The organism is Pseudomonas sp. S2_C03, assembly GCF_054668405.1.
In genome coordinates this window covers 3,094,819-3,119,176 of record NZ_CP162766.1, presented here as the reverse complement: position 1 = coordinate 3,119,176, position 24,358 = coordinate 3,094,819, and the positions used below count along the sequence as shown (strand labels likewise).

At 60.6% G+C, this 24,358-nt stretch carries 24 protein-coding genes and 1 pseudogene; 11 read left to right on the top strand and 14 right to left on the bottom strand.

Annotated elements, in window-relative coordinates:
- Positions 1-6: 6 nt before the first annotated feature.
- The 4 genes from AB4N64_RS14225 to AB4N64_RS14210 all read right to left on the bottom strand — a co-directional run bounded on the left by AB4N64_RS14225 (position 7) and on the right by AB4N64_RS14210 (position 4,830).
- Entirely contained in the window at positions 7-1,461 is a 1,455-nt protein-coding gene (locus AB4N64_RS14225) for a flavin-containing monooxygenase (RefSeq protein ID WP_460126475.1), read from the bottom strand.
- Positions 1,462-1,702: 241 nt separating this feature from the next.
- Complete coding sequence (locus AB4N64_RS14220; protein ID WP_460126473.1) at positions 1,703-2,572, bottom strand: isocitrate lyase/PEP mutase family protein; 870 nt, start codon at positions 2,570-2,572, stop codon at positions 1,703-1,705.
- A 151-nt stretch (positions 2,573-2,723) separates the two neighbouring features.
- Complete coding sequence (gene astA / locus AB4N64_RS14215; protein ID WP_460126471.1) at positions 2,724-3,758, bottom strand: arginine N-succinyltransferase; 1,035 nt, start codon at positions 3,756-3,758, stop codon at positions 2,724-2,726.
- Positions 3,759-3,813: 55 nt separating this feature from the next.
- The gene (locus tag AB4N64_RS14210) at positions 3,814-4,830 is read right to left on the bottom strand and encodes an arginine N-succinyltransferase (RefSeq protein WP_460126469.1); all 1,017 of its coding nucleotides are present in this window, start codon (positions 4,828-4,830) and stop codon (positions 3,814-3,816) included.
- A 534-nt stretch (positions 4,831-5,364) separates the two neighbouring features.
- Between AB4N64_RS14210 and AB4N64_RS14205 the strand changes: the two genes are divergently transcribed.
- Entirely contained in the window at positions 5,365-5,937 is a 573-nt protein-coding gene (locus AB4N64_RS14205; protein ID WP_460126467.1) for a histidine phosphatase family protein, read from the top strand.
- Complete coding sequence (gene cobF / locus AB4N64_RS14200; protein WP_460126465.1) at positions 5,937-6,692, top strand: precorrin-6A synthase (deacetylating); 756 nt, start codon at positions 5,937-5,939, stop codon at positions 6,690-6,692. Before AB4N64_RS14205 ends, cobF begins: the two co-directional genes overlap by 1 nt.
- Here the strand turns inward: cobF and ftrA are convergent.
- A complete protein-coding gene (gene ftrA, locus AB4N64_RS14195) occupies positions 6,661-7,650 on the bottom strand; it encodes a transcriptional regulator FtrA (RefSeq protein WP_460126463.1) in 990 nt (329 codons plus the stop codon). The two genes, cobF and ftrA, sit on opposite strands and share 32 nt — an antisense overlap.
- Before the next feature lie 101 nt (positions 7,651-7,751).
- On the opposite strand from ftrA, the gene AB4N64_RS14190 reads away from it, so the two are divergent.
- The 4 genes from AB4N64_RS14190 to AB4N64_RS14175 all read left to right on the top strand — a co-directional run bounded on the left by AB4N64_RS14190 (position 7,752) and on the right by AB4N64_RS14175 (position 11,264).
- Positions 7,752-8,186, top strand: coding sequence for a rhodanese-like domain-containing protein (locus AB4N64_RS14190; RefSeq protein ID WP_460126461.1), 435 nt, complete (start codon positions 7,752-7,754; stop codon positions 8,184-8,186).
- 235 nt (positions 8,187-8,421) lie between these two features.
- Positions 8,422-9,201: an ABC transporter substrate-binding protein gene (locus AB4N64_RS14185; RefSeq protein WP_460126459.1), complete on the top strand. Its 780-nt coding sequence runs from the start codon at positions 8,422-8,424 to the stop codon at positions 9,199-9,201.
- 128 nt (positions 9,202-9,329) lie between these two features.
- Complete coding sequence (locus tag AB4N64_RS14180) at positions 9,330-10,442, top strand: succinylglutamate desuccinylase/aspartoacylase family protein (protein WP_460126457.1); 1,113 nt, start codon at positions 9,330-9,332, stop codon at positions 10,440-10,442.
- Positions 10,443-10,547: 105 nt separating this feature from the next.
- Entirely contained in the window at positions 10,548-11,264 is a 717-nt protein-coding gene (locus tag AB4N64_RS14175) for an alpha/beta hydrolase (RefSeq protein ID WP_460126455.1), read from the top strand.
- A gap of 3 nt (positions 11,265-11,267) precedes the next feature.
- Here AB4N64_RS14175 and AB4N64_RS14170 read toward each other — a convergent pair whose 3' ends face one another.
- The 4 genes from AB4N64_RS14170 to AB4N64_RS14155 all read right to left on the bottom strand — a co-directional run bounded on the left by AB4N64_RS14170 (position 11,268) and on the right by AB4N64_RS14155 (position 13,571).
- Positions 11,268-11,834 (bottom strand): hypothetical protein, encoded by a 567-nt coding sequence (locus AB4N64_RS14170; RefSeq protein WP_460126453.1) that lies wholly within the window; start codon positions 11,832-11,834, stop codon positions 11,268-11,270.
- Between the two features lie 100 nt (positions 11,835-11,934).
- The gene (locus AB4N64_RS14165; RefSeq protein ID WP_460126451.1) at positions 11,935-12,429 is read right to left on the bottom strand and encodes an RES family NAD+ phosphorylase; all 495 of its coding nucleotides are present in this window, start codon (positions 12,427-12,429) and stop codon (positions 11,935-11,937) included.
- Positions 12,426-12,647 (bottom strand): antitoxin Xre/MbcA/ParS toxin-binding domain-containing protein, encoded by a 222-nt coding sequence (locus AB4N64_RS14160; protein WP_460126449.1) that lies wholly within the window; start codon positions 12,645-12,647, stop codon positions 12,426-12,428. The genes AB4N64_RS14165 and AB4N64_RS14160 overlap by 4 nt, the downstream gene beginning before the upstream one ends.
- A 156-nt stretch (positions 12,648-12,803) precedes the next feature.
- Entirely contained in the window at positions 12,804-13,571 is a 768-nt protein-coding gene (locus AB4N64_RS14155) for a hypothetical protein (RefSeq protein ID WP_460126447.1), read from the bottom strand.
- A 282-nt stretch (positions 13,572-13,853) separates the two neighbouring features.
- Here AB4N64_RS14155 and AB4N64_RS14150 point away from each other — a divergent pair, with 282 nt between their 5' ends.
- On the top strand, positions 13,854-15,173 hold the full coding sequence (locus AB4N64_RS14150) for an Nramp family divalent metal transporter (protein ID WP_460126445.1): 1,320 nt from the start codon (positions 13,854-13,856) through the stop codon (positions 15,171-15,173).
- 137 nt (positions 15,174-15,310) lie between these two features.
- On the opposite strand, the gene AB4N64_RS14145 is transcribed toward AB4N64_RS14150, so the two are convergent.
- The 3 genes from AB4N64_RS14145 to AB4N64_RS14135 are packed head-to-tail and all read right to left on the bottom strand — an operon-like array spanning position 15,311 to position 17,904.
- On the bottom strand, positions 15,311-16,492 hold the full coding sequence (locus AB4N64_RS14145) for an acetyl-CoA C-acetyltransferase (protein WP_460126443.1): 1,182 nt from the start codon (positions 16,490-16,492) through the stop codon (positions 15,311-15,313).
- An 11-nt stretch (positions 16,493-16,503) separates the two neighbouring features.
- Positions 16,504-17,169: a CoA transferase subunit B gene (locus tag AB4N64_RS14140; protein ID WP_460126441.1), complete on the bottom strand. Its 666-nt coding sequence runs from the start codon at positions 17,167-17,169 to the stop codon at positions 16,504-16,506.
- A gap of 36 nt (positions 17,170-17,205) precedes the next feature.
- Complete coding sequence (locus tag AB4N64_RS14135) at positions 17,206-17,904, bottom strand: CoA transferase subunit A (protein WP_007975747.1); 699 nt, start codon at positions 17,902-17,904, stop codon at positions 17,206-17,208.
- Positions 17,905-18,078: 174 nt separating this feature from the next.
- On the opposite strand from AB4N64_RS14135, the gene AB4N64_RS14130 reads away from it, so the two are divergent.
- Positions 18,079-18,963, top strand: coding sequence for a LysR substrate-binding domain-containing protein (locus AB4N64_RS14130; RefSeq protein WP_460126439.1), 885 nt, complete (start codon positions 18,079-18,081; stop codon positions 18,961-18,963).
- A gap of 28 nt (positions 18,964-18,991) precedes the next feature.
- On the opposite strand, the gene AB4N64_RS14125 is transcribed toward AB4N64_RS14130, so the two are convergent.
- Together AB4N64_RS14125 and AB4N64_RS14120 are read right to left on the bottom strand one after the other, a co-directional pair.
- Positions 18,992-19,834 (bottom strand): NAD-dependent protein deacetylase, encoded by an 843-nt coding sequence (locus AB4N64_RS14125; protein ID WP_460126437.1) that lies wholly within the window; start codon positions 19,832-19,834, stop codon positions 18,992-18,994.
- Positions 19,835-20,007: 173 nt separating this feature from the next.
- Positions 20,008-21,054 carry a class I SAM-dependent methyltransferase gene (locus AB4N64_RS14120; protein ID WP_460126435.1) on the bottom strand — a complete coding sequence of 349 codons (1,047 nt, stop codon included), beginning with the start codon at positions 21,052-21,054 and terminating at the stop codon, positions 20,008-20,010.
- A gap of 287 nt (positions 21,055-21,341) precedes the next feature.
- Between AB4N64_RS14120 and AB4N64_RS14115 the strand changes: the two are divergent.
- The 3 genes and pseudogenes from AB4N64_RS14115 to AB4N64_RS14105 form a co-directional block, all read left to right on the top strand.
- A pseudogene (locus AB4N64_RS14115) lies at positions 21,342-22,670 on the top strand (acetamidase/formamidase family protein); the annotation flags it as partial.
- Positions 22,671-22,688: 18 nt separating this feature from the next.
- Positions 22,689-23,528, top strand: coding sequence for an HvfB family MNIO-type RiPP peptide maturase (locus AB4N64_RS14110; RefSeq protein WP_460126750.1), 840 nt, complete (start codon positions 22,689-22,691; stop codon positions 23,526-23,528).
- Positions 23,521-24,273, top strand: a complete 753-nt coding sequence (locus AB4N64_RS14105; RefSeq protein ID WP_460126433.1) for an HvfC family RiPP maturation protein — start codon at positions 23,521-23,523, stop codon at positions 24,271-24,273. Before AB4N64_RS14110 ends, AB4N64_RS14105 begins: the two co-directional genes overlap by 8 nt.
- The last annotated feature ends 85 nt before the right edge of the window (positions 24,274-24,358 follow it).

Below are 24,358 nucleotides of genomic sequence, written 5' to 3'. Positions count from 1 at the left end.
CTCTGATCAAGACAGAATGTGATCGGCGGGTTTCAGCGCCCGGGTCAATTGGTGGTAGCTGAAACTGAACCCGGGGAACATGGCGATCACATGCCCACTCTTGCTTTGATACCAACTGTGGCAGCCTCCGGACTTCCACACCGTGCGTTCCATTTCCCTGTGGATCATTTCAGTGTAGGTACGTTCTGCCTCAGGGCGAACTTCAATGCTGCGCAAACCCTGTTTTTTCAGGGTGCGAATGCAATCGAGGATGTAGTTCATCTGCGATTCGATGATGAACAGCGCTGACGTATGGCCAATGCCGGTGTTGGGGCCGGTGACGATAAACAGGTTGGGGAAGTCTGGCAGGCTGGTGCCGAGGTAGGCGCGGGGGTAGGTCGCCCAGAAATCTCGCAATTGCTTGCCGTTTTTTCCGCTGACCGGGTAGGAAATCACTCCGTCGGTAGCGTCGTAACCGGTGGGCCAGACAATCAGGTCCACGTCGATGTGCTGCCCGTCCAGGGTGTTGATGCCGGTTTCGTCAATGGAAGAGATGCCTTGTTCGCGGCAGTGCAGTGTGACATTGGGGCGAGCGAGGGCCGGGTAGAGCGTGCTGGAGACGATGACTCGCTTGCAGCCAATCGCGTAGTCCGGTGTCAATTTGCGACGCAATTGCGGGTCAGGCACTTGCCGCTTGAGGAAGCGCAGCGCGTGGAGCTGGACCAGACGGATAGCCGGCTTTGAATACTTGAAGGCAATCACGCGGGTTTCGAACTGCCAGTAGATCATCCAGCGCAGCAATTTGTACGCCGGTTTCAGACCCAGCAGCCAACGTTGTACAGGCCCGAAGGCGCGGTCAGCCCGTGGCAGCACCCAATGGGGCGAGCGTTGGAACACATGTAAATGCGCGACATCCGGGGCAATCGCGGGAATCACTTGGGCGGCGCTGGCACCGCTGCCGACGATGGCGACGCGTTTTTGCCGATAGTCGTAGGCGTGATCCCAGTTATTGGTATGAAACGTCTTACCCTGGAAGCGCTCCATGCCCTCGAAGTGCGGGATCACGGGCTGGCTCAACGGCCCCGTGGCGTTGATCAGGAACTGTGCATGAAAGGTGCCCTTGCCCGCTGTGTGCACCGTCCAGCGTCGGGCTACATCGTCCCATTCGACGTGAAGGACGTTGGCATTCAGTTCGACCTTGTCCCGCAGGCCAAAGTGCTCCACCACATGCTGGGTGTAGCGATGCAGCTCTGCCTGCCCGGCGAACATCTGTGTCCAGCGATAGGGCGCGAAGGACAGTGAATAGAGTGGCGAAGGCACGTCCACGGCGGCGCCGGGGTACGTGTTCTGGCACCAGGTGCCGCCGAAGAAGTCACGTCGCTCAAGCAGGCGGAAATCATCGATACCGGCCTTGAGCAAATTGATCGCCGCGCACTGCCCACCAAAACCGCTGCCGATGATCAACACCTGGAAAGTCTGCATGGGCGTCCTTGTTAGGGTTACTTTTGTTTATCCCCCTTCATGTATAGCCAAACATTTCACAGGTGTGTCGCGGTGATTCATCCCCAGGCGCTGAATTCCCCCTGTACCTGTAGGAGCGAGCATGTCGAGGCGTCGAACCGTCGCGATGGTCGTCAACGATGACGCGGGTATCTGACACCCAACGGCGTTCTGGAGACCATCGCGAGCAAGCTCGCTCCTACAGGATAGGGGGCGTGCAGGGTTATTCCTTCACGCTCATGAATTCTTCCGCGTAACGGATGTATTCCTCGGGCTGCGTGTAAGTGTGGGTCAGTTCCGTCGCGCTCAGGTCCGAGGCCTGGGTGAAGATTTGGCGTTGTTCGCGCAAGCTGTCATAGGTCGCCTTGATGGCCGCGAAGTAAGCACCGTGCCCGTCGATCACGACACGTACGCCCAGTTCCGCGAGGCGATCATCGTCGCGCAGCAGCGGATTGCCGTACGTCACCAGCATCAGCGGCACGCTCAGGTGCTCGGCGATCTGCTCCAGGTGGTCGAAATCACGGACGCCGACCATGCAGATGCCGTCTGCACCGGCTTTTTGATACTGCCGGGTACGGCTGATGACTTCCTGCACCGGCAGGATACCGGCGTTGGTGCGAGCAACGATGGCCATTTCGGTGTCGACCCGTGCTTCCAGGGCAGCGCGGATCTTGCCGACGCCTTCGGCGACGCCGATCAAGTCCGTGGATTTTCGGCCAAATTGCGCTGGTAGCAGCGTGTCTTCGATGGTCAGGGCGGCGACGCCGGCGCGTTCCAGTTCGACGATGGTGCGCATGACGTTAAGCGCGTTGCCGTAGCCGTGGTCGGCGTCGGCGATGAATGGCAATTGAGCGACGCGACCGATGCGGGTGGCCTGCTCGGCGAATTCGCTGAGGGTGATCAGGGCGAAGTCGGGGGCGCCCAGCACCTGCAAAGAGGCGACCGAACCACCGAGGATCCCGACCTCAAAGCCCAGGTCTGCGGCGATGCGTGCCGACATCGGATCGAAGACCGACGCTGTGTGATAGCACTTGTTGGAAGCGAACAGTTCACGGAAGTTGCGGCGCAAATCTTGATGGGAAAGCCTGGACATATAAGTTCCACCAATACAAAGGAATGGAAAGGCTTGAGCAAGAGTGTCAACGCCGAAGACGCAAAAGGCTATCACGCCACGGGGGAAATTATGATGACCAATTTGTCGGACTTTTCATTTTGAAGCCCCGGATGCAGGAAGATCAGGCCATTCAGGCGGCAACCGCTCGCGCCTGGTGGCAGAGCAGCGGCACCGCGCGAACCGAGTCACCCGGCTGCAACTGCAGGCGTTTGGCGGTAAGCCTGTCGACCATCAGACTGTTGCCCACCGGCTTTGCGGGAGCCGTGGTAATGCGGCAGTTTTCCAACCGGCGATTGTGGATCAGCCAGACGGGTGCATGGTCGTCCGGCGTGCCGATTGCCAGCACAAGCGCCTGGCTGTCCCGTACGCTACGGATCTTCGCCAGGGGCGCCTCGATGACGGGACCGGCATCGAAGATATCGACATAGCCTTCGTGAGTGAAGCCTTCATCGGTGAGGATTTTCATCGCCGGCTCGGTGTTGGGGTGGGCCTTGCCGATGACCGCCTGGGCCTGTTCGGTGAGCAGGCAGGTGTAAAGTGGCTGGCGTGGCATCAGCTCGGCGATGGAAGCCTTGCTGCCCAGCCTCGACAATTGATGGGCGTGGTTGAAGTCCATTTTGAAGAAGTGCCGACCCAGGCTGTCCCAGAAGGGAGAGCAGCCTTGCTCATCGGCTCGGCCGCGCAGCTCGGCAATAAGCTTTTCACCGAACAGTTCGGCAAATTCCGCCACGAACAACAAACGCCCCAGGGACAGCAACCTTCCGTTGCTGCCTCGACGTTGATCAGGGCGCAGGAACAACGAGCGGACTTCCGATTGGCCGGTCATTTCGTTGTTCAGGAACAATGTCGGAATCTGTCGCTGGATGCCCAGATCAGGGCAGGATCGGACGGTCATCCCGACCCGATAGTTGTACCAGGGTTCGCGCAAGCCAATGGCTCCCGTCAGGGCGCTGATGCCGACGACCTGCTGATCGTCGTCCTCGAGCACGAACAGGTAATCGGCGTCGGCCCGTTCGATCTGTCCGGCGAAGGCCCTTTGTGTCCAGCGCAGGCGGTGGGCCAGGCGTTCCTCGTCGGCGGGCAGGGCGGCCAGCACAGGTACGGCTTGCCGAGCCAGTGTCAACAAGGCGGCGAGGTCTGTGATTCGCGCGGGGCGGACGATCATGGAGCCCTTCCTTCCATTGGCTGCCGCGAGCATCGAACCTCTGTCCGCAAGGCGCTCACAGGGCGATCACCCGCACCAGGCTGCCGTCGGTCACCTTCAGGGCCGCGCACATCTCGCCATCCAGGGACACCGGTTGCCCGGCGTGGTAGTCCAGCTCGGCGACGATGGCACGAAAACCTTTCAACGATTCGTTACTGACCAGGTAGCGACCGCGTGCATCGATGCTGTCGTTGCGCAGGACGGTGTCGACCTTGCTCTGCGCAATCGAGCGGATATCGGCCAGACGTGCATGCAAGGTCGGGCCGCCGTCGAAGAGGTCGATGTAGCTGTTGGTCTCGAACCCCTCGCGCTCCAGGATATCGAAAGCGTCCTGGCCGTCGGGGTGAATACGACCGATGCAATCCTGTGCCGGCTGCGGGAGCATCGGTACGTAGATCGGATATTGCGGCATCAGTTCGGCCAGGAAGGTACGGCTTTCCAGCCCGCAAAGACGCTCGGCTTCGGCGTAGGGCAGGTCGAAGAAGTGCTTGCCCACGGCGTCCCAGAAGGGCGACCGGCCTTCGGCGTCGCTGTAGCCGACAATCTCGGTGATGACTGCTTGCGCAAAGCGCTGCGGATGGGCGGCGATGAACATCAGGCGCGCCCGGGATAACAGTTCGGAGGCCGGTGAGCGCACCAGCGGCGCATCGATATGAAAACCACGCAACAGGGTGTGGCCGTTGAGGTCATGACACAACGACAGCGCCGGTACGCCATGCTCGATGTTCAGCTCCCGCGAGGCGCTGGTGAAGTGTCGGTTGCGCAGGCTATGGAACGGTTCGTCGAACCCGGCGGTGGCGAGGATTTCCGAACAGCCGGCCAGGTGTTGGTTTGTCAGGTCCTGCAGTACGAAAAAGTAGTTTTGCCCACCAGGAGACCGCACGTCCTGATCGAATGAGTTGCACGAATCAACGATCCGTTCGTGCAGGCGCTCGGCGTTGTCCGGCAGGGACGTCACGCCGATGAGGCTGTCGTGAGCCAGTCGTTGCAACTGGGGCAGGTCGGTTAACTCCACTGGGCGTATGACCAGCATGGATGCACTCCTGTATCAATGGGTTCGGCGCTGGGCACGAACCTGACTATCACTGTCGGTTTCCACGCATTGAGTCGGCGGTCGCTTTTGGTCTTCAGGCGCCGCTCTTGTTTTTAATCAGCTGAGGCAGTACTGCGTCTATGCCACTGTGGCCAGCACCGCATCGATCAGGATTATAGAGACGTTGGTTGGTGTTGCGGGGAGGGCATCCGGGCTCCTGCTGGATGAGGGGTTTGTTTACATTTCATAATCCGTTACAGCAGTATTTATTTAACCTGCGTCCCCTGTCTAGTGAATTTTTGCGAGGTTGTTTACCGCATTATCCAGGTATGAAATCCCCGTCAGTCTTGGGTTACGCGCCTGTCAGTCAGTCTTGTAGGCCCTCGCTGATAAGGCTGTCGGAGATCGCTGTTTTAATAGCTGGCAAGTGTACTTTCGAGATGAAACGATCGCCCTCGATCACCTTTCTTACGGCACAATCAGGCCTGTTCGAACGCTTCATGTCGTTGAGTTTCCTTAACCGAGTGATTTTCCGTGCAGTCGACCCGTTTGACTTTGTTGTGTCACGCAAGAACCGTCGCACAAAAATTAGCGTGTTTTCCTAAGGATGAGCCGTTAGAGATGGATTGGCAGTCAGCGAGCGGCTGCTTGGGCGGCCAGTTCAAGGGCCGGCTGCGTCTTTTCTGCGCCCCGGAACTGCGTACGCGACAAACCGCCGTTTTATGCGGCAGCGGTGCGGTGATTGTCGAGGCGCTGCAAGACTGCAATTTTGGCCGTTGGAAAGGTGCACGGATCAGCGATCTGCAAAGCGCCGAACCCGAGGCGCTGCAGGCCTGGCTCGATGACCCGCACGCGACGCCCCATGGCGGTGAGTCGGTGGCGCAACTCGGTGAGCGGGTAGGGGCATGGCTGGCGACACTGGAAGCCACGCCGGGCCATATCGTTGCCGTGACGCATCCCTTTGTCATTCGTGCGGCCTTGACTCAGGTGTTGCAGAGTCCAGCTTTCAATCACATCGATGTTGAGCCTCTGTCCGCCATCGACTTGCGGTTCAACGGGCGTTGGCGCCTGCGTTTGCCAGGGGCTGACCTTGAGGGTTCGCGTTAATGAAAAAACTGATGGTCATCGGCATCGGCGCCGGCAACCCTGACTACATCACGATGCAGGCCGTGAAGGCGCTCAATCAAGTGGATGTGTTTTTTCTCATGGACAAGGGGCAGAGCAAGGACACACTCATCGACCTGCGCCGCGAGATTTGCGAAACCTACATCAGCGATCATACCTACCGGTTTGTTGAAGCCCACAGTCCGGAACGTGAGCACGGCGATGTGGACTACAAGGCGAGTGTGGAGGATCTGAACCTTGCAAAGCAGCGCACCTTCGAGCGGCTGATCAGTGAAGAACTCTCTGACGACCAGTGCGGCGGCTTCCTGGTGTGGGGTGATCCGGCGCTATACGACAGCACCATCCGGATCCTGCGCGCGATCCTGGCGTCGGGGCGATGCACGTTTGAGTTCGACGTGATTCCAGGCATCACCAGCGTCCAGGCGCTTGCGGCGCAACACAAGGTGCCGCTGAACAGTATTGGTCGTTCGATCGAAATCACCACGGGTCGACGGTTGGCAGCCGGGCAAGTGAGCGACGCCGACAGCCTGGTGGTGATGCTCGATGCGCAGAATTCCTACCAGCAGGTGGTGGATCGAGATACGGAAATCTATTGGGGGGCCTACCTGGGCACACCGGATGAAATTCTCATCAACGGTAAGCTCGAGGACGTGGCGGATGAAATCGAGCGGGTACGCAAGGCGGCGAGAGCGGCCCATGGATGGATCATGGATACCTATCTGTTGCGCAAGCCTTGACCCCACGCCCGAATCGCTCCCGGTACGTTGAAGGAGGCACGCCTACCACCGTGCGAAACGCCACCCGGAAACTCTCCACCGAGCGATAACCGCACTGCTGCGCAATCTGGTCAGTGTTTTGGTGGGTGCTTTCCAGCAACTCCCGTGCCCGTGCCAGGCGTTCGTGCTGTAACCAGACTTTAGGCGCAAGGCCGGTGGCCTCGGTGAAACGGCGCAGGAAGGTTCTTTCGCTCATCGCTGCTTCGCTGGCCAGCTCGCGCACTTGCAACGGAACGTGTAAGCGCTCTCGCGCCCACTGCATGACGCGTGATAGGTCACTGCGCGGTGTAGGGCTGACGGGTGTCGGGATGAATTGCGCTTGGCCACCGGTGCGTTGCGGCGACATCACCAACCGGCGGGCCACGGAGTTGGCCACTTGTGTACCGAAATCCCGTGTGACCAGGTGCAGGCAGGCATCGATGCCGGCGGCGCTGCCTGCCGAGGTGATCAATTGGCCGGAGTCGACGTAGAGCACGTCAGGGTCGACCAGAATATTCGGGTATCGCTCGGCCAGTTCCGTGGTGTAGCGCCAGTGGGTGGTGGCGCTGTGGCCGTCGAGCAGGCCGGTCGCCGCCAGCACAAATACTCCGGAGCAGATCGAGAGCAACCGTGCACCACGCCCATGGGCTTGACGCAGGGCGACGATCAAGCGATCAGGCACCGCAGCGTTGCGATCGCGCCAACCGGGAATGATGATGGTCCGGGCATCCGCGAGCAGCTCCAGGCCGCCATCGGCCAGCACCTGAATACCGCCCATCGCGCGCATAGGGCCCTCGTCAACTGCGGCAATGCGGTGTTCGTACCAAGGGAAATCGAACTCCGGCCGCGCCAGGCCGAAGATCTCCACGGCGATACCGAACTCGAAGGTGCAAAGGCCGTCGTACGCCAAAATGGCGACCAATCCAGGGGTGGGATGCATTTGGCGTAAAATTCCCGGTAGCTGTCTTGTGCGCCACTTTAGCGGCAAGTGGCGGGCGGTTAAAGTCCTCTCATCCCCATCGAAACTCTGGAGCACTGCCCATGACCAGTCTGGTTCGCAATATCCCCGCCGCCCCGTCGGCCATTGCCCTGATGCATTTCAGCAATCGCCTGACGTTTGAAACCGATTGTTCCGATGTCTACGCCAGTCAACAGGCAGGTGAAATTGATTTTGTCCTGGTGGACACCCGTGGTCCGCTGGCATACGAGCGCGGTCATGTGCCAGGCGCCATCAACCTGCCGGGACGGTTGCTGAGCGCCGAACAGCTAGCCGGTTACGCCACCTCCACGCTTTTCGTGGTCTATTGCGCGGGGCCGCACTGCAACGGTGCCAATAAGGCGGCGGTGAAACTCGCCGCGTTGGGTTATTCGGTCAAGGAAATGATCGGCGGGGTGATGGGGTGGCTGGATGAAGGGTTTGAATTGAGTGTCCCTCGGCCCCTCCCAGGCGCTGCCGTCATTGGTTGTGAATGTTGATCTGGCAAAACCATTAATCTGACCCGCGTCCGGACCGGGTGCTACCTGATAAGGGGCAGGTCCGGAGCTGAAACGATCTCGCCTTTTTTATAAGTTTTTGTCGCTTGCGCACAATTTACCCGTGTACAGCCGCTCTAGACTGCCGGCCTCTTCGGTTTTCTCACATAACAAAGCTCTGACCGAAAGCTGACAATCGAATGCTGCCAATAAAAGCCTCCGTACACGGGAGTTATAAATGAAGAAGCTAGTGATGTTCGGTGCCCTGGCACTGTCGATGTTGTCCCTGACCGCCGTGGCTGATGACGCCAAGCCGATCCGTATCGGTATCGAAGCCGGTTACCCGCCATTCTCGATGAAAACCCCTGACGGCAAACTCACCGGTTTCGACGTCGATATCGGCGACGCGCTGTGCGAGCAGATGAAAGTCAAATGTACCTGGGTCGAGCAAGAGTTCGATGGCCTGATCCCGGCACTGAAGGTCAAGAAAATCGACGCGATCCTGTCGTCCATGACCATCACTGACGACCGCAAGAAGAACGTCGACTTCACCATCAAGTACTACCACACCCCGGCGCGCTTCGTGATGAAGGCTGGCACCGACATCAAGGATCCGCTCACCGAACTCAAGGGCAAGAAAATCGGCGTGCTGCGTGCCAGTACCCACGACCGTTTTGCCACCGAAGTGCTGGTGCCGGCCGGTATCGAGCTGGTGCGTTACGGCTCGCAGCAGGAAGCGAATCTGGACATGGTTTCCGGTCGCGTCGATGCGCTGCTGGCCGACTCGGTCAACCTCGATGACGGTTTCCTGAAAACCGATGCGGGCAAGGGCTTTGCCTTTGTCGGCCCGACCTACGAAGACGCCAAGTACTTCGGCGGCGGTGCCGGTATTGCCGTACGCAAGGGTGACAAGGAGCTGGCGGACAAATTCAACACCGCTATTACCGAAATCCGTGCCAACGGCAAGTACAAGCAGGTGCAGGACAAGTACTTTGATTTCGACGTCTACGGTCATTAATTCACCGTAGAAAAAAAGTGGCCCCGTTGACGCGGTGGCCACTTTTTTTATGTGCACTCACTGTCGAAGTCAAAAGCTATTGGTAGATCCCACAAGGGATCATGCTGTTTGAGTATTGAGGAGTTCCCATGCAACGCATCGACCACCCGCTCCCTTGGAGCCACCTCGGCACCGAACGCACCCTGAGCGTGTTCCGATATGGCACAGGAGCGCGCAAGGTCTATATCCAGGCCAGTCTGCACGCGGACGAACTGCCGGGGATGCGCACTGCCTGGGAACTGAAAAAACGACTGGCCGAACTCGAAGCCCAAGGCCAGTTGCAAGGCGTGATCGAGCTGGTGCCGGTGGCCAATCCCATCGGTCTCGATCAGCACCTGCAAGGCAGCCACATGGGCCGTTTCGAGCTGGGCAGCGGCAAGAATTTCAACCGCTCGTTCGTGGAACTGAGCGCACCGGTCGCCGAGTTGATCGGTGATCGCCTCGGCGCCGACGCCCAGGCCAACATCGCACTGATCCGTCAGGCCATGGGCGAGGTGCTCGACGGCTTGCCCGCTGCTGCGTCGCAGCTTGAGGCCATGCATCGCCTTTTGTTGCGCCACGCCTGTGACGCTGACATCACCCTTGATCTGCATTGTGATTTTGAGGCGGCCATCCACATTTACGCCTTGCCGCAACACTGGCCACAGTGGCAGTCGTTGGCGGCGTGCCTGAAGGCGGGCGTTGCGCTACTGTGTGAAGATTCGGGCGGTAGCTCGTTCGACGAGTCCTGTTCTTCGCCGTGGCTGCGGCTGGCCAAGGCGTTTCCCGAGGCAGCCATTCCACTGGCCAACCTGGCGGCCACTCTGGAGCTGGGCAGCATGGGTGACACCCGGATCGATCAGGCTCAAGCCAACTGTGAAGCGATCCTCGGGTTCCTGGCCGAGCAGGGGTTCATCGCCGGCGACTGGCCAGAGGCGCCGGATGCGTGTTGCGAGGGGATGCCGTTCGAAGGCACGCAATACCTGTTTGCACCCCACCATGGCGTGGTCAGTTTCTTGCGTAATGCGGGTGAGTGGGTTGAGAAGGACGATGCGTTGTTCGAAGTGGTCGACCCGTTGAGCGACAGGGTCACCACCGTGCGCGCAGGGACCAGTGGCGTGTTGTTCGCGATCGATCGTGGTCGCTACACCCAGCCGGGCACCTGGCTGGCGAAGGTGGCCGGGCGTGAAGCGATTCGGGCCGGGAAACTGATCAACGACTGAGTGGTGGCTGATCGTTCCCCATGGGCTGGGAACGATCAGCACTTGCCGGTGCACTTCACAATGTTAGGCTTTGCGGCGAATCCTGCGCTTTGTGAAGGAAGCCTCATGTTGAAAGTTCTCGCTCTGCTGGCACTGCTGATGTCCGCCACCGTCCATGCCCAACCCATGCTGCACACCGACCTGCCGCTCAAATACCTTGAGCAGGCCAGCTCCGATTCCGTCGATCAACCGCTGGTCATCTTCCTCCACGGCTACGGCAGTAACGAGCAGGATCTGTTCGGCATCAAGGACGAGCTTCCGGCGCGCTATACCTACCTGTCGGTGCGCGCACCGATGGTGATGCAGGAGGGCAGCTATCAGTGGTTTCGCAAGAAAGGCGAGGGTGCCTACAACGGTGATACGGAAGATCTGAAAACCAGTGGTCAGGTGTTGCTGGATTTCATCACACAGGCCGCGAAGAAATATCACACCGAGCCAGGCAAGGTTTACCTGGTGGGTTTCAGCCAGGGCGCGATCATGTCCTACGAAGTGGCGTTGCGTCACCCCGAGGCCGTGGGTGGGATCGCCGCGTTGAGCGGTCGGATCTTGCCGGTGCTCAAGTCCGAACTCAAACCTGAAGAAAAGCGCCAGTCATTGGCAATCTTCATTGGCCATGGCACGGCAGACAAACGCTTGCCTTTCAACGATGGCACCGAGGCTGAAAGCCTGTTGAAGAGCCTGTCACTCAAACCCGAGTTTCACGCCTACCCGGGCGTGGGACACAGCATCAGTGCCACCGAGATGCAGGACTTGAGCGCCTGGCTGCAACGCCTTAATCCCTGATTTTCACTTGCCCGAGACGATTTGCTTGATCAGCGCTTCGTGGCCGGCATTGTCGCTGAGGCGGGATATCACCTGAACCAATGCCATGCGCGTGCCCGAGGCCGCCATCAGTGTGGTATCGAGGGTCTTGCCGCCGCCCTGGGTGGCGGTGCTGTCGATTTGCCTTACGCCCAGGCCGGTGCCTTTTTGTGTGAAGCTTTTTTCGCTGAGTTTGGTGAAGTCCGGCAATGCCTTGGCTTGCTCGGTGGCAAAGTCGGCGGCTGCGGCGTCCAGGAACGCCCCGTCGTTGTCCTTGGCATTAACGCCGCCGGGGACGGTGTTCTCGGCGACGATGACCACGGTCTTGGTGGTCTCATTGGTGTACATGGTACCGCTCGCACCGGTCGGGCTGGCCGGAAGAGGGTTGGCAACAAAGCCCTTGGGCAAGGTGAACTTGAATTTAGCGCCCAGCAGCGAAACCTTCGGCGCCGGCCCGGTATCGGCTGCCTTGGCAGCATAGGCATTCAAAGTCCCCAGGCTGGCCACCGCAGCCAGCAACAGGACAACGGCTTTTTTACTCAACAGTGACATTCGTACTCTCCAGGGTGGACTCGCGGTGGGGGGCGATCATCCCATGGAGGCTGTCGCGTGTTCCAGCGCGAGCTAACGGACGGTCAGGTGCTTGCGGGGTTCACGCGCACCTCACCAATCGGGTATCCAACCCAAAACGTTGCTGAGACACCAGTTGATAGTGATCCACCGCCAGATCGCAGCTGACCAGCAGGTTCCAGGAACACCCGTTCACTGCCGAAGGGATGAGCACAAAAGGATGCTCGGCCAACAAGCTGTCGGCGAACTGCTGCTGGTTGGGGGAAGGAGGGGATGGCGTCAGCCAATTGGGGTTCGGTAATTCTTCGGGTTGAACGATCTTGATCAGTTTTGAATCCAGCACTTCGAAACGCGTCATGACGTGGGGCACCCTGTCGATCAGGTCAAACCCGGCGTGGGCTGCCACTTCCAGAATGGCTGTGGAAGGGTCCGCCGACGCATAGATGATCCGGCGCCCTGGCGGATTCCAACGGCCACCGGCCTTTTGCGCACCGACCCCGCTGGCCCAGGTGTTTTTAAAGGCCTCGCGATCCAGGCGCCAGGCATGCCATTTTCCATCCCAGGGCAGAGGGTTCATTGATAGACCCCGTACTCGATACGGGTCAAATAACCTTCCACTCGCTCGAAACCGAGCGCGTTGTCGAGGAGTTCCAAAGGGATCTGGCCTTCCAGATGCTTGCAAGGACTGTTCAGCCATTGCTCGGCAAATGGTTTTCCGCCAAACACGCTATAGGCGTGATCGAGGAGCTGGGCATACTGAAAGGCTACGGGGTTTTGTTGCTGGTTCAATCGCATGGTGGCGCTCTCCTTGGCCATACCGTCTTTTGTCGTGACAACGCTACGCCTTGGGCTTCCGACGGCCAACCGGAAAAACATGTGGGAGAAATCTAGGAATAAGGGGTTTTTGTCGTCACTTGTGGGAAGGGTAAAAGGCCTCAGGTTGAGCAACCCTTATCCTGTCCGGGCTGGTTGGTTTAACAGGCGTTTAGTCACACCCAGCATCATCACCGATACCGCGATACCGAGCGCAAAACCACCGCCCAGGCCCAGTCTCGGCAAGGCCATCGCCACGACCAGGCAGAACGCGGCAAACGAATACATGCCGGTTGCCGTCGCCCGCAGCAGGGCGGCCGTGAAGGCCGGCCCGCGGCTCTGCTGGGAGAACACCGCCATCACACTGCCCAACACCGGAAACACCGCGAGCAGACCGCTCCAGCGTTCACCGACGGTGCTCGCCAGCCAGGTGACGGCGAGGGTCAGCAGGGCGCCTGCGATCATGCGCAGCAGCAATTTGTCGGATTTCGGCGCAGGGCCCGACACCACGGGTTGCACGGCGGGGAACAGGTACGGTGCCGCCAGCAGGGCGGTTGCAGCCGCGATCACCGAGATCACCAGGGAGGCCGGTATCAGCGACAGCACCCCGGCCGCCGTCGCCCAGACCAGCAATGAAACCGTCAGCGCCCACGGCCATCCGGCACGTTGGGCGACCTGGGCGTAGCAGATGCAGAAGGCGATCATCGCAAACATCGCCGACAAGGCTGCCGTCGCCGACTGCGCGACGAACGCATCGCCCTGTTCGACGGCGAGGAAAAACAGAATCGGTCCGACGACCACTGGCAAACCCGACAACCAACCCGCAACACTCGGACCCCAACGTTTACCGGCCAGTGAAATCAGCAGCAGAAAACCGGGAATGACCAACAGTTTGAGCAACAGCACGCGTACACCTCCAACTTGTGAGTCGGCAACGTTAGCACCGTGATGAATGGATTGCTCTATATCCGCATTGATTTTGTATACAACATGCACCCCTGTAGGAGCGAGCTTGTCGAGGCGTCGAACCGTCGCGATGGTCGTTAACGGTGACGTGGGCTGTCTGGATGCCTGCGGTGTCTGGGGCTGACATCGCGGGCAAGCCCGCTCCTACAGGGCGTTGTCCCTTTGTCCGATCGGCGCGAAACGTCTAAGCTGCCCCCTCCCGCCCGTTTCTGGAATGCCTGCGTGAAATTCAGTTTGCCCAAAATCGCCACTGCGCCTTTTTGCCCGCCGGAAGTCGCGGGCAGCGTTGCCGTTGATCCGCATGCGTCTTTCTTCAAGCGCGTGCTGCGTTTTGCCGGCCCAGGCCTGCTGGTGTCCATCGGCTACATGGACCCGGGCAACTGGGCGACCGCCATCGAGGCCGGTTCGCGCTTTGGCTACAGCCTGTTATTTGTGGTGTTGCTGGCAAGCCTGGCGGGGATGGTGGTGCAGTGCCTGTGTTCACGCCTTGGCATCGCCACAGGGCGCGACCTGGCGCAGTTATCCCGCGAGCGCTACAGCACCCGAACCGCGCGGACACAGTGGGTACTGGCGGAAATCTCGATCATCGCCACCGATCTCGCCGAAGTGCTCGGCTGTGCGCTGGCGTTCCACTTGCTGTTGGGCTGCTCGCTGAGTGCAGGCATCGCCCTCACGGCGTTCGACACCCTGCTGGTGCTGGCCCTGCAGAACCGCGGCTTTCGCCGACTGGAAGCGATCATGCTGGTGCTGGTGGGCACCATCGGTGCGTGCTTTTTCGTAGAGCTGCTGTTGATCAAACCTTATTGGCCGGACGTTGCCCGGGGATTCACCCCATCACTTTCCGCCATCGGCGACGCCGCGCCGCTGTATCTGGCAATCGGGATCCTCGGGGCGACGGTGATGCCGCATAACCTGTATCTGCACACCTCGATCGTGCAGACGCGGATGATCGGCAAGGATCTGGCCAGCAAACAGGATGCGGTGAAACTGGCACGCATCGACACCATTGGCTCCCTGGCGCTGGCCTTGCTGGTCAACGCCGCGATCCTGATTCTCGCCGCGGCGGCCTTCCACAAGACCGGGCATACCGATGTGGTGGACATCCAGGACGCCTATCACCTGCTCGACCCGCTGGTGGGCGGAGCATTGGCCAGCGTCCTGTTCGGCGTGGCGCTGCTGGCGTCCGGGCAAAGTTCGACGTTCACCGGCACCATCGCCGGGCAGGTGATCATGGAGGGTTACCTGAACCTGCGAATTCCCTGCTGGCAACGCCGGTTGATCACCCGAGGACTGGCGCTGATACCGGCGTTCATCGGCGTGTGGCTGATGGGCGACAACGCGATTGGCAAACTGTTGGTGTTGAGCCAGGTGGTGCTGAGTTTGCAGTTGCCGTTTGCCCTGTATCCGCTGATCCGCATGACCAACGATCACCAGTTGATGGGGCCGTTCGTCAATCGTTTGCCGACACGGGTGCTGGCGTGGGGGCTGTTTGTGGTGATCAGTGGGGCCAATAGCTGGTTGATCCTGCAATTCCTGAGCTGATGCCCACGCCCCACAGGCAGGCCCGGATCCAACGCCAGAAAAAAAGAACCCGGTGACACCGAAAGGTGCACCGGGTGTTTTGCCAGGCTGCGACGGTTCTTCGTGGGTCCCCGTACAGCCTGTCGAACGCGTTGGGGTTACGCCCGTTCCAGCGCCAGTGCGACGCCTTGGCCCCCACCGATGCACAGGGTGGCGAGACCTTTTTTGGCGTCGCGCTTGATCATCTCGTGCAGCAGGGTTACCAATACGCGGCAGCCCGAGGCACCGATCGGGTGGCCGAGGGCAATGGCGCCGCCGTTGACGTTGACCTTTTGCAGGTCCCATTCCAGGTCCTTGGCCACCGCCAGCGATTGGGCGGCAAAGGCTTCGTTGGCTTCGATCAGGTCGAGCTGGTCGATGGACCAGCCGGCTTTGTCCAGGCAACGGCGCGTGGCCGATACCGGACCGATGCCCATGATCGCCGGGTCTACGCCCGCGTTGGCGTAGGCAGCGATTTTCGCCAGTACCGGAAGGCCCAGTGCCTTGGCTTTTTCGGCGCTCATCAGGATCACGGCGGCGGCGCCGTCGTTCAAGGACGAGGCGTTGCCGGCGGTCACCGAGCCGTCCTTCTTGAAGGCGGCTTTGAGCTTGCCCAGGGATTCGGCAGTGGTGCCTGCCCGTGGCTGCTCGTCGGTGGCGAAGGACAGCGGCTCGCCCCTGCGCTGCGGGATCAGGATCGGCGTGATCTCATCGACGAACCGTCCGGACTCGATGGCGGCCGTGGCTTTTTGCTGAGAAGCGGCGGCGAAAGCATCCTGTTGTTCGCGGCTGATGTTGTATTTCTCGACCAGATTCTCGGCGGTGATGCCCATGTGGTAGTCGTTGAACGCATCCCACAGGCCATCGCTGATCATGGTGTCGACAATCTGGGCGTGACCCATGCGCAGGCCGGTGCGCGCGCCGGGCATCACGTAATTGGCCAGGCTCATGCTTTCCTGGCCGCCGGCAATGATCACGTCGGCATCGCCGCAACGGATCGCTTGGGTGGCCAGGTGCAGGGCCTTGAGGCCCGAGCCGCAGACCTTGTTCAGGGTCATCGCCGGGACGGCGAAGGGCAGGCCAGCCTTGATCGAGGCCTGGCGCGCAGGGTTCTGCCCGGCGCCGGCGGTCAAGACCTGGCCCATGATCACTTCATCGACTTCGGCAGGGTCCAGGCCGGTTTGTGCCAGCAACTGGCGGATCACCGCGGCACCCAGGTCCACGGCGGATACGCTGGCCAGCGAACCCTGGAAACTGCCGATTGCGGTGCGCGTGGCGGCAACAATGACGACTTCTTGCATGGAAGGATTCCTCACTGGTCAGCGAACTGCATTTCTGGAACGTGCTCTGGCACGATCAGTTTACCGGCGGTTTTGGCAACGATTTCCTCGACGCTGACACCTGGCGCACGTTCCTTGAGAATGAACGCGCCGTTTTCGATTTCCAGGTAAGCGAGGTCGGTCAGTACGCGCTTGATGCAGCCCGCGCCGGTCAGCGGCAGGCTGCATTGGGACAAGAGCTTGGATTCACCGTCCTTGGAGGCGTGGGTCATGATGACGATGATGTTGTCGGCGCCGGCTACCAGGTCCATGGCGCCGCCCATGCCTTTAACCAGTTTGCCGGGAATCATCCACGAAGCGATATTGCCTTGCACATCCACTTCGAAGGCGCCCAGCACGGTCAGGTCGACATGACCGCCGCGAATCATCGCGAAGGATTCGGCGGACGAAAAGATCGAAGCGCCAATACGCGCGGTCACGGTTTGCTTGCCGGCGTTGATCATGTCGGCATCGATCGTTTCTTCGGTAGGAAACGGGCCCATGCCGAGCAGGCCGTTCTCCGATTGCAGCATGACTTCCATGCCTTCGGGAATGTAGTTGGCGACCAGGGTCGGAATGCCGATGCCCAGGTTCACGTAGAAGCCGTCCTGCATTTCACGGGCGACGCGTTGAGCCATTTGTTCGCGGGAAAGTGCCATTGTTGTTATTCCTTCATTCGGTCCGGGGGCAGAGGATCACTTGCGTACGGTGCGTTGTTCGATGCGTTTTTCGAACGTGCCGCAGATGATCCGGTCGACGTAGATGCCAGGGGTGTGGATCTGCGCCGGGTCCAGCTCGCCGGGTTCGACGATTTCTTCGACTTCGACCACGGTGATCTTGCCCGCCGTAGCGGCCAGCGGGTTGAAGTTCTGGGCGGTGTGACGATAGATCACGTTGCCGAAGTGGTCGGCCTTCCAGCCCTTGACGATGGCGAAGTCGCCGGTGATGGACTCTTCCATCAGGTATTTACGGCCGTGGAATTCGCGAACTTCCTTGCCTTCTGCAACCGGGGTGCCGACGCCGGTGGCGGTAAAGAAGGCCGGAATGCCGGCACCGCCAGCACGCATTTTTTCGGCAAGGGTGCCTTGCGGGGTCAGGATGACCTCGATCTCGCCTTTGAGCAGTTGCTCTTCGAACAGCTTGTTCTCGCCCACGTAGGAGGCCACGACCTTGCTGATCTGCCGGTCGGTCAGCAGCACACCCAGGCCAAAACCGTCGACACCGCAGTTGTTGGAGACCACGGTGAGGTCGCGGGTGCCCTTGCGCTTGATCTCGGCAATGAGGTTTTCCGGAATACCGCACAGGCCGAAGCCACCCGCGATCACGGTCATGCCGTCTTCAAGACCTGCCAGAGCTTCCTCGTAGGAACTCACGCGCTTGTCGAAACCTGCCATATGCACCTCTTTTATTCTTTGTGGGCGGCTGGCTAGCCGTATGGAATGAAGTGTCTCGCCGGGATATTCATTTGTTAAGTTGATTTTTAAGGTTGATTGATAGATAAAACTCAACAAAACACCGCTTCACGCTTGCAGCTTAAAGCTTGTAGCTTACAACTGGAGCCTCAGGATATGACCGTCAAGCAGATCCGCGCTTTCCTCGCCGTGGCCCAGAGCCTGAGCTTTGCCGTGGCCTGTGAGCGCTTGCACCTGTCGCAATCGGCCCTGAGCCTGACCATCAAGGCGTTGGAGGAGGGGCTGGGCGGCCGTCTGTTTACGCGCAACACGCGCAATGTGGCACTCACCGCCGAGGGCGAGGCGCTGGTGCCACTCGCCCGTCGTTTGATCGCCGACTGGGACAACGCCGAGGATGAACTGCGCCAGCGGTTTACCCTGCAACGCGGTCGCGTGACCCTGGCGGCGATGCCTTCCTTTGCCGGCAACCTGCTGCCGCCGATCCTCAAGACCTTCCGCGCCCGCTATCCGAACGTCAACGTCACGGTCAACGACGTGATCAACGAGCAGGTGCTGGAGCTGGTGCGCGATCGGCAGGTGGAACTGGGCGTGGCGTTCGAGCCGAGCATGACCACCTCCCTTGAGTTCACGCCGTTGTATCGCGATCGGTTTGTCGCGGTGGTGCCGCTGGATTCGCCATTTGCCAGCCGCGAAGACATCGACTTCCAGACGCTGCTGGAACAGCCGTTCATCACCCTGCAACGACCCTCGACGGTACGGGTGATGCTCGAAGAACATTTGCAGGCGCGGGGCATGAAGCTGCCGGTGGAGTTCGAAAGCCATCAACTGGCGACGGTGGGCCGCATGGTCGCCAGCGGCCTGGGGGTGAGCGCGGTACCGGCTTTGTGCGCCGGGCAGATGCGCGAACTGGGCGCACGCTGCATCACCTTGCAGGAACCCGTGGTGGAACGGGCGATTGGCGTGCTGACCAAGCCCGGGGTGGAGCTGTCTGCGGCGGCCCAGGCGTTGTTTGATGTGCTTCGCGAGTCGTGGAACTTGTAATCACCGCTCCTACAGGGGATCGGGGAGTTCAGGTGTTCAGTCGCTGCACCAGCAACGGCAACAACTGCTCGCAGGAGCCCTCGATCTTCAGGTCGAGCAAATCGTCTGCCCGGGTCTTACCCAGGTTGATCGCGATCAGCGGCTTGCCCTGATCCACCACCGCCCGGCACAGGCGGAAGGCCGAGTAGGCCATTAGCGAAGAGCCGACCACCAATAGCCCTGCGGCGTTTTCGACCGATTCCATGGCCTTGGCCGCCGTCTGCTGCGCCACGTTCTCACCAAAAAACACCACGTCCGGTTTCATCCGTTCCCCGGCGCAGTGGGGGCAGTGCGGCACCTGGAAACGTGCCTCGAACGCTGCATCGAGCAGGGTGTCGCCATCGGGTGCCTGCACGGCGTCGACGCCGGCCAGATAGGGGTTCTGCGCCTCCATCAACCGCTGGATCGAATCACGCTCGCTGCGCTGCCCGCAGTCCAGACACAGCACCCGATGCAGGCTGCCATGCAGTTCGATCACATGGCGACTGCCGGCCTGGTCGTGCAAGGTGTCGACGTTCTGGGTGATCAGGCCGCCTATCTGCCGCGTGCCTTGCAGCGTGGCCAGGGCTTCGTGCGCCGCATTAGGTTGCGCCTGGCGCACCCGCGGCCAGCCGAGCATGGCCCGGGCCCAGTAACGGCGGCGGGACTCCGGGGCACCGAGGAATTCCTGGTACATCATCGGTTGCCGGCCCCGGCGCACGCCCTGGTTGTCGCGGTAGTCAGGAATACCGGACGGGGTGCTGATGCCGGCGCCGGTCAGTACCGCGAATGGCTGCTCGGCCATGAAGTGCTGGAGGCGATCAAGCTGGTCATGGATCGGGCGGTCGAGCATGTTCAATACTCCGGGTCACCTTGAATCCATGCAGGTTACCACCTCAAACACACCCCTGTAGGAGCGAGATCGCGATGCGGTGTGTCATTCAAAACTGTATTGGCTGATACACCGCCATCGCGACGGTTCGACGCCTCGACATGCTCGCTCCTACAGGAAGGGGAAAGTAGGGCTTATTTCCTCGCCTCCAGAATCAGGTTGAACGGCGTTTCTGTCGCCCGGCGGAATGTGCTGAACCCCGCCTCGGTGAACACCTGGCGCAATCGTGCCTCGCCTGCCTGGGCGCCGAGCCCGAGCCCGACTTCCTGGGACAGCGAATTGGGCGTGCAGATAAAAGTCGAGGCGGCGTAGAAAAGCCGTCCCACCGGGGTGATATTGTCGTCGAGCCGGTCGTTGGCGAAGGGTTCGACCAGCAGCACCGTGCCGTTGGGTTTCAGCGACTGGCAGGCATGACGGGCCGCGCCCACCGGGTCGCCCATATCGTGCAGGCAATCAAAGTAACAGACGAGGTCATAGTCATTGCCGGGGTAACTCTTCGCGGTACCCTGGAAGAACCGCGCCCTGTCGGACACACCGCCTTCCTCGGCACGCTGGGTGGCGACGCTCACGGACGGAGCATGGTAGTCGAAGCCAACGAACTGCGACTGCGGGAACGCCTGCGCCATGATCACCGTCGAGGCGCCGTGTCCGCAGCCGATGTCCGCCACCTTGGCACCGGCCTGCAGTTTTTCGACTACGCCGTCCAGGGCCGGCAACCATTCGGCCACCAGGTGTGCGCGATACCCGGGCCGGAAAAAACGCTCGGTGCCGCTGAACATGCACGGATGGTGGTCCCCCCAGGGCAGGGCGCCGTTGCCGCGCATGGCGTTGACCAGTTTATCCTTGTCGTGGAAGAACGACGCGACCACGCCGACACCCCCCGCCACGTACACCGGCGACGCTTCGATCGCCAACGCCAGCGCTTGTTCTTCCGGCAGGCGGAACTGGCCGTCGTGGTGTTCCATGTAGCCCGAAGCCGCATGGGCGCTGAGCCATTCGCGTAGCAGGCGGGCGTTACAGCCGGTTTTGCCCGCAAGGGCCTCGGGGCTGATCAGTTGGCTGTCGGCCATGGCCCGATACAGGCCGAGCTCTTCGCCGAGGATGACATTGGCGAGCATGGCCGCGCCGCCCATGTCGCTCACCAGTTTGCCCATGAAATCGTTAAGCCTGGCCTCGTCCATCACGTGCGCTCCTGTTGCAGGGTCCAGGGTCATGTTGTTGGAGGCAGCGGGCTCTGGGCGGTGGTTGTGGGTTCATTGAGTTTAGTTCGCCGGCAGCGTGCAGGTGACCTGAGCGACGAAAGTACCTCTGATAACCACTTTTCTCTGTGGGATTCATGTATCGCAGTGTATCCAGGCACCCTCTCGATACACTCCCCACCATTTCCCGCTCGCCCCCGAACACAGCCCAGATACAAAGCTGCGATGAACTGTTCAGGTCGTTTGGCACCTACCGTCCGGGGATAACAATGAGCACGTTTAAGCCTGAAACAGACCTGAAATCCGAACCCGTGCAGCGTTTGCGCGTCGAGCAGTACACCAATGGCCTCATCGGCCCGAGCCAGCCGATGCTGGGCCCGTTGGCCGACGGTGGCACCCTGGTCACCGGGACGCCGCCTGGCTGCTGGGGGCCGATGATCACGCCGGCTTTCGAGGGCGGGCATGAAGTGACGCAACCGGTGGCCATCGCGGGAGCCGAGATCGGCGACGCCGTGGCGATCAAGATCAAAAGCCTGCGCGTCACCTCACAGGCAACGTCCTCCGGGGTGATGAGCTTTGTCGAAGGCCGTTACCACGGCGATCCTTTCGTTGCCAAATTCTGCTCCAAATGCGGCACCGAACACCCGGCGAGCCACGTCGAGGGCATCGGAGAGGATTCGATCCGCTGCAATACCTGTGGCGCAGAAGTCAGTGCGTTCCGGTTCAGTCATGGTTACGTGATCGTGTTCGATGCGCAGAACCAGGTCAGCCTGACCGTCAATCAGAATGTGGCCAACCGCCTGGCCGGCAATGCATCACAAATGTCGGCGCTTCCGGAATTCGCCGCGCAGCATTCGATCCTGTCGCTGGCCCGCGCCGATATTCCCGGTGTTGCCGCGCACATGCGTCCATTCCTCGGCAACATCGGTACAACGCCGTCCCGAGATCTGCCGGATTCGCACAACTGCGCCGATTTCGGCCAGTACCTTATCGGCGCGCCGCACCGTTTTGGCATGACCCGCGAAGAGCTGCACGCGGCCAAGACCGATGGGCACATGGACACCAATTCGATCCGTGAGGGCTGCGTGTTGATCTGCCCGGTGAAAGTACCGGGAGCCGGTGTGTACATGGGCGACATGCATGCCCAGCAGGGCAATGGCGAAATCGCCGGGCACGCCACCGATTGCTCCGGCGAAACCGAAGTGCAGGTGCAGGTGATCAAGGCGCTGAGCCTGGAAGGCCCGATCATCCTGCAAAACCTCGACGACCTGCCGCCCATGGCCCGGCCGATGACCGCTGAGCAGCGGCGCAACGTTCGCGAGCTGGGCGCACGCTGGGGCCAGACCGAAATCGAACAGAGCGGCCCGATCACCTTCATCGGAAGCGGCGAGAACCTCAACGTGGCGGTAGAGAACGGTCTGCAACGTGCCGCCAGCGTCACGGGCTTGCCCTACGACGAAGTGCTCAACCGCGCGACCATCACCGGCTCCATCGACATCAGTCGCTTGCCGGGCACCGTGCGCGTGACGTTCCTGTGTCCGATGGACGTGCTCGACCGCATGGGCATCGGCCATCTGGTGCGTGAGCAATACGACCTGACCCTTGAGATCGACATCATGCAAACCTCTGTTGCCTCAATCAAAACCAGCGTCGGGCTGGGCCTGCGTCGCGGTTTGATGAAAGATCTCCTGGCGGCCCCGATGGGTGATTTCGACTTTCTGGAAGTCGCGCCGGAGAACTGGATCGGCATCGGTGGCGCCCATGGCGTGGCGTTGCACACCCTGGCCGAACGTTATCCGCTGTCCTGTCACGGCCTGTCGCTTTCGTTGGGCGGGCCGGCACCACTGGATGTCGGGTTCCTCCGTGAGGTCAGGGTGTTCCTCGATCACTACAAGGTGCCGTTGTACAGCGAGCACCTGAGTTACTGCAGCGATGACGGTCACCTGTACGACCTGTTGCCGCTGCCGTTTACCGAGGAGGCGGTGCATCACGTGGCTGCGCGGATCCGTCAGGCACAGGACATTCTCGGCCGGCGCCTGGCCGTGGAAAATGTCTCGTATTACGCCGCGCCCCGGCAGGACATGGACGAGGTGACCTTCACCAACGCGGTGTTGCGCGAAGCCGATTGCGATCTGCTGCTGGACGTCAATAACGTTTACGTCAACTCGATCAACCACCGTTTCGATCCGCAGGCCTTCCTGGCCAACATCGACGCGGGTCGGGTGGTGGCCATGCACGTGGCCGGTCATTTCGATGAGTCGGATACCTTGAAAATCGACACCCATGGCGCATCGGTGAAACCGGCCGTGTGGTCGCTGCTGGCCGCGGCCTACGCGCGTTTTGGCGCCCAGCCGACGCTGCTGGAGCGCGATTTCAACTTCCCGGCCTTTACCGAACTGGTCGGCGAGTTGCAGACCATTCGCCGCTTGCAAACGGAGGCTCCGAATCGTGGATAAATCAGCCCTGTTCGATGAGCAAACCAACCTGGGTCGTTACCTGCGCGATCCCGATCACTGTGCGCCACCGGTCGGGATGGACATCGCACGGGTGCAAGTCTACCGGGACCTGATTTTCAACAACCTTTCGCTATTGCTCAGTGGCACCTTTCCAGTGTTGATCAGGATTCTCGGTGATGAGCGCTGGCGTGCGCTGATGCGCGCTTTCCTGCGTGACCATCGTGCGCGCACGCCGAAATTCGGCGAGATCGCCCAGGAGTTCGTTGAATTCCTCGCCTCGCAACCCGTCTTGAGCGGGGAGGCCTGGCCGCCGTTCATGGTGGAGTTGGCACACTATGAATGGGTGGAAATGGCGCTGCAGCAGTCCGAAGCCGAGGCGTTTCCAGCCAGTGATGGCGGGCAGTTGTTGGGCCGCGCCTTGCGGGTTTCGGCGCTGGCATGGCCCCTGGCCTACACGTGGCCTGTGCATCGGGTGGGGGTGGACTATCAACCTGAAACACCGCCGGCCCAGCCGACCTTGCTGCTGGTGCGGCGGGTGGAAGACTGGAGCGTGAGGTTTTCCGAATTGAGCCCATTGGCCTGGCGGTTGTTGCAGCGTATTGGCGAGTTTCCTCAATTGAGTGGGGCAGAGCAGTTGCAGGGGTTGGCGGTTGAGGCCGGTGCGGTGGGATCGAATGAGTTCATCGAGAACGGCGCGGCGTTGTTGCGGCAGATGCATGCAGAAGGTGTCATCAACCCGGCGTGATAATTCCCCTGTAGGAGCGAGCTTGCTCGCGATAGCGGCGTATCAGTCTTCATGGTTTTGACTGGAAAACCGCTATCGCGAGCAA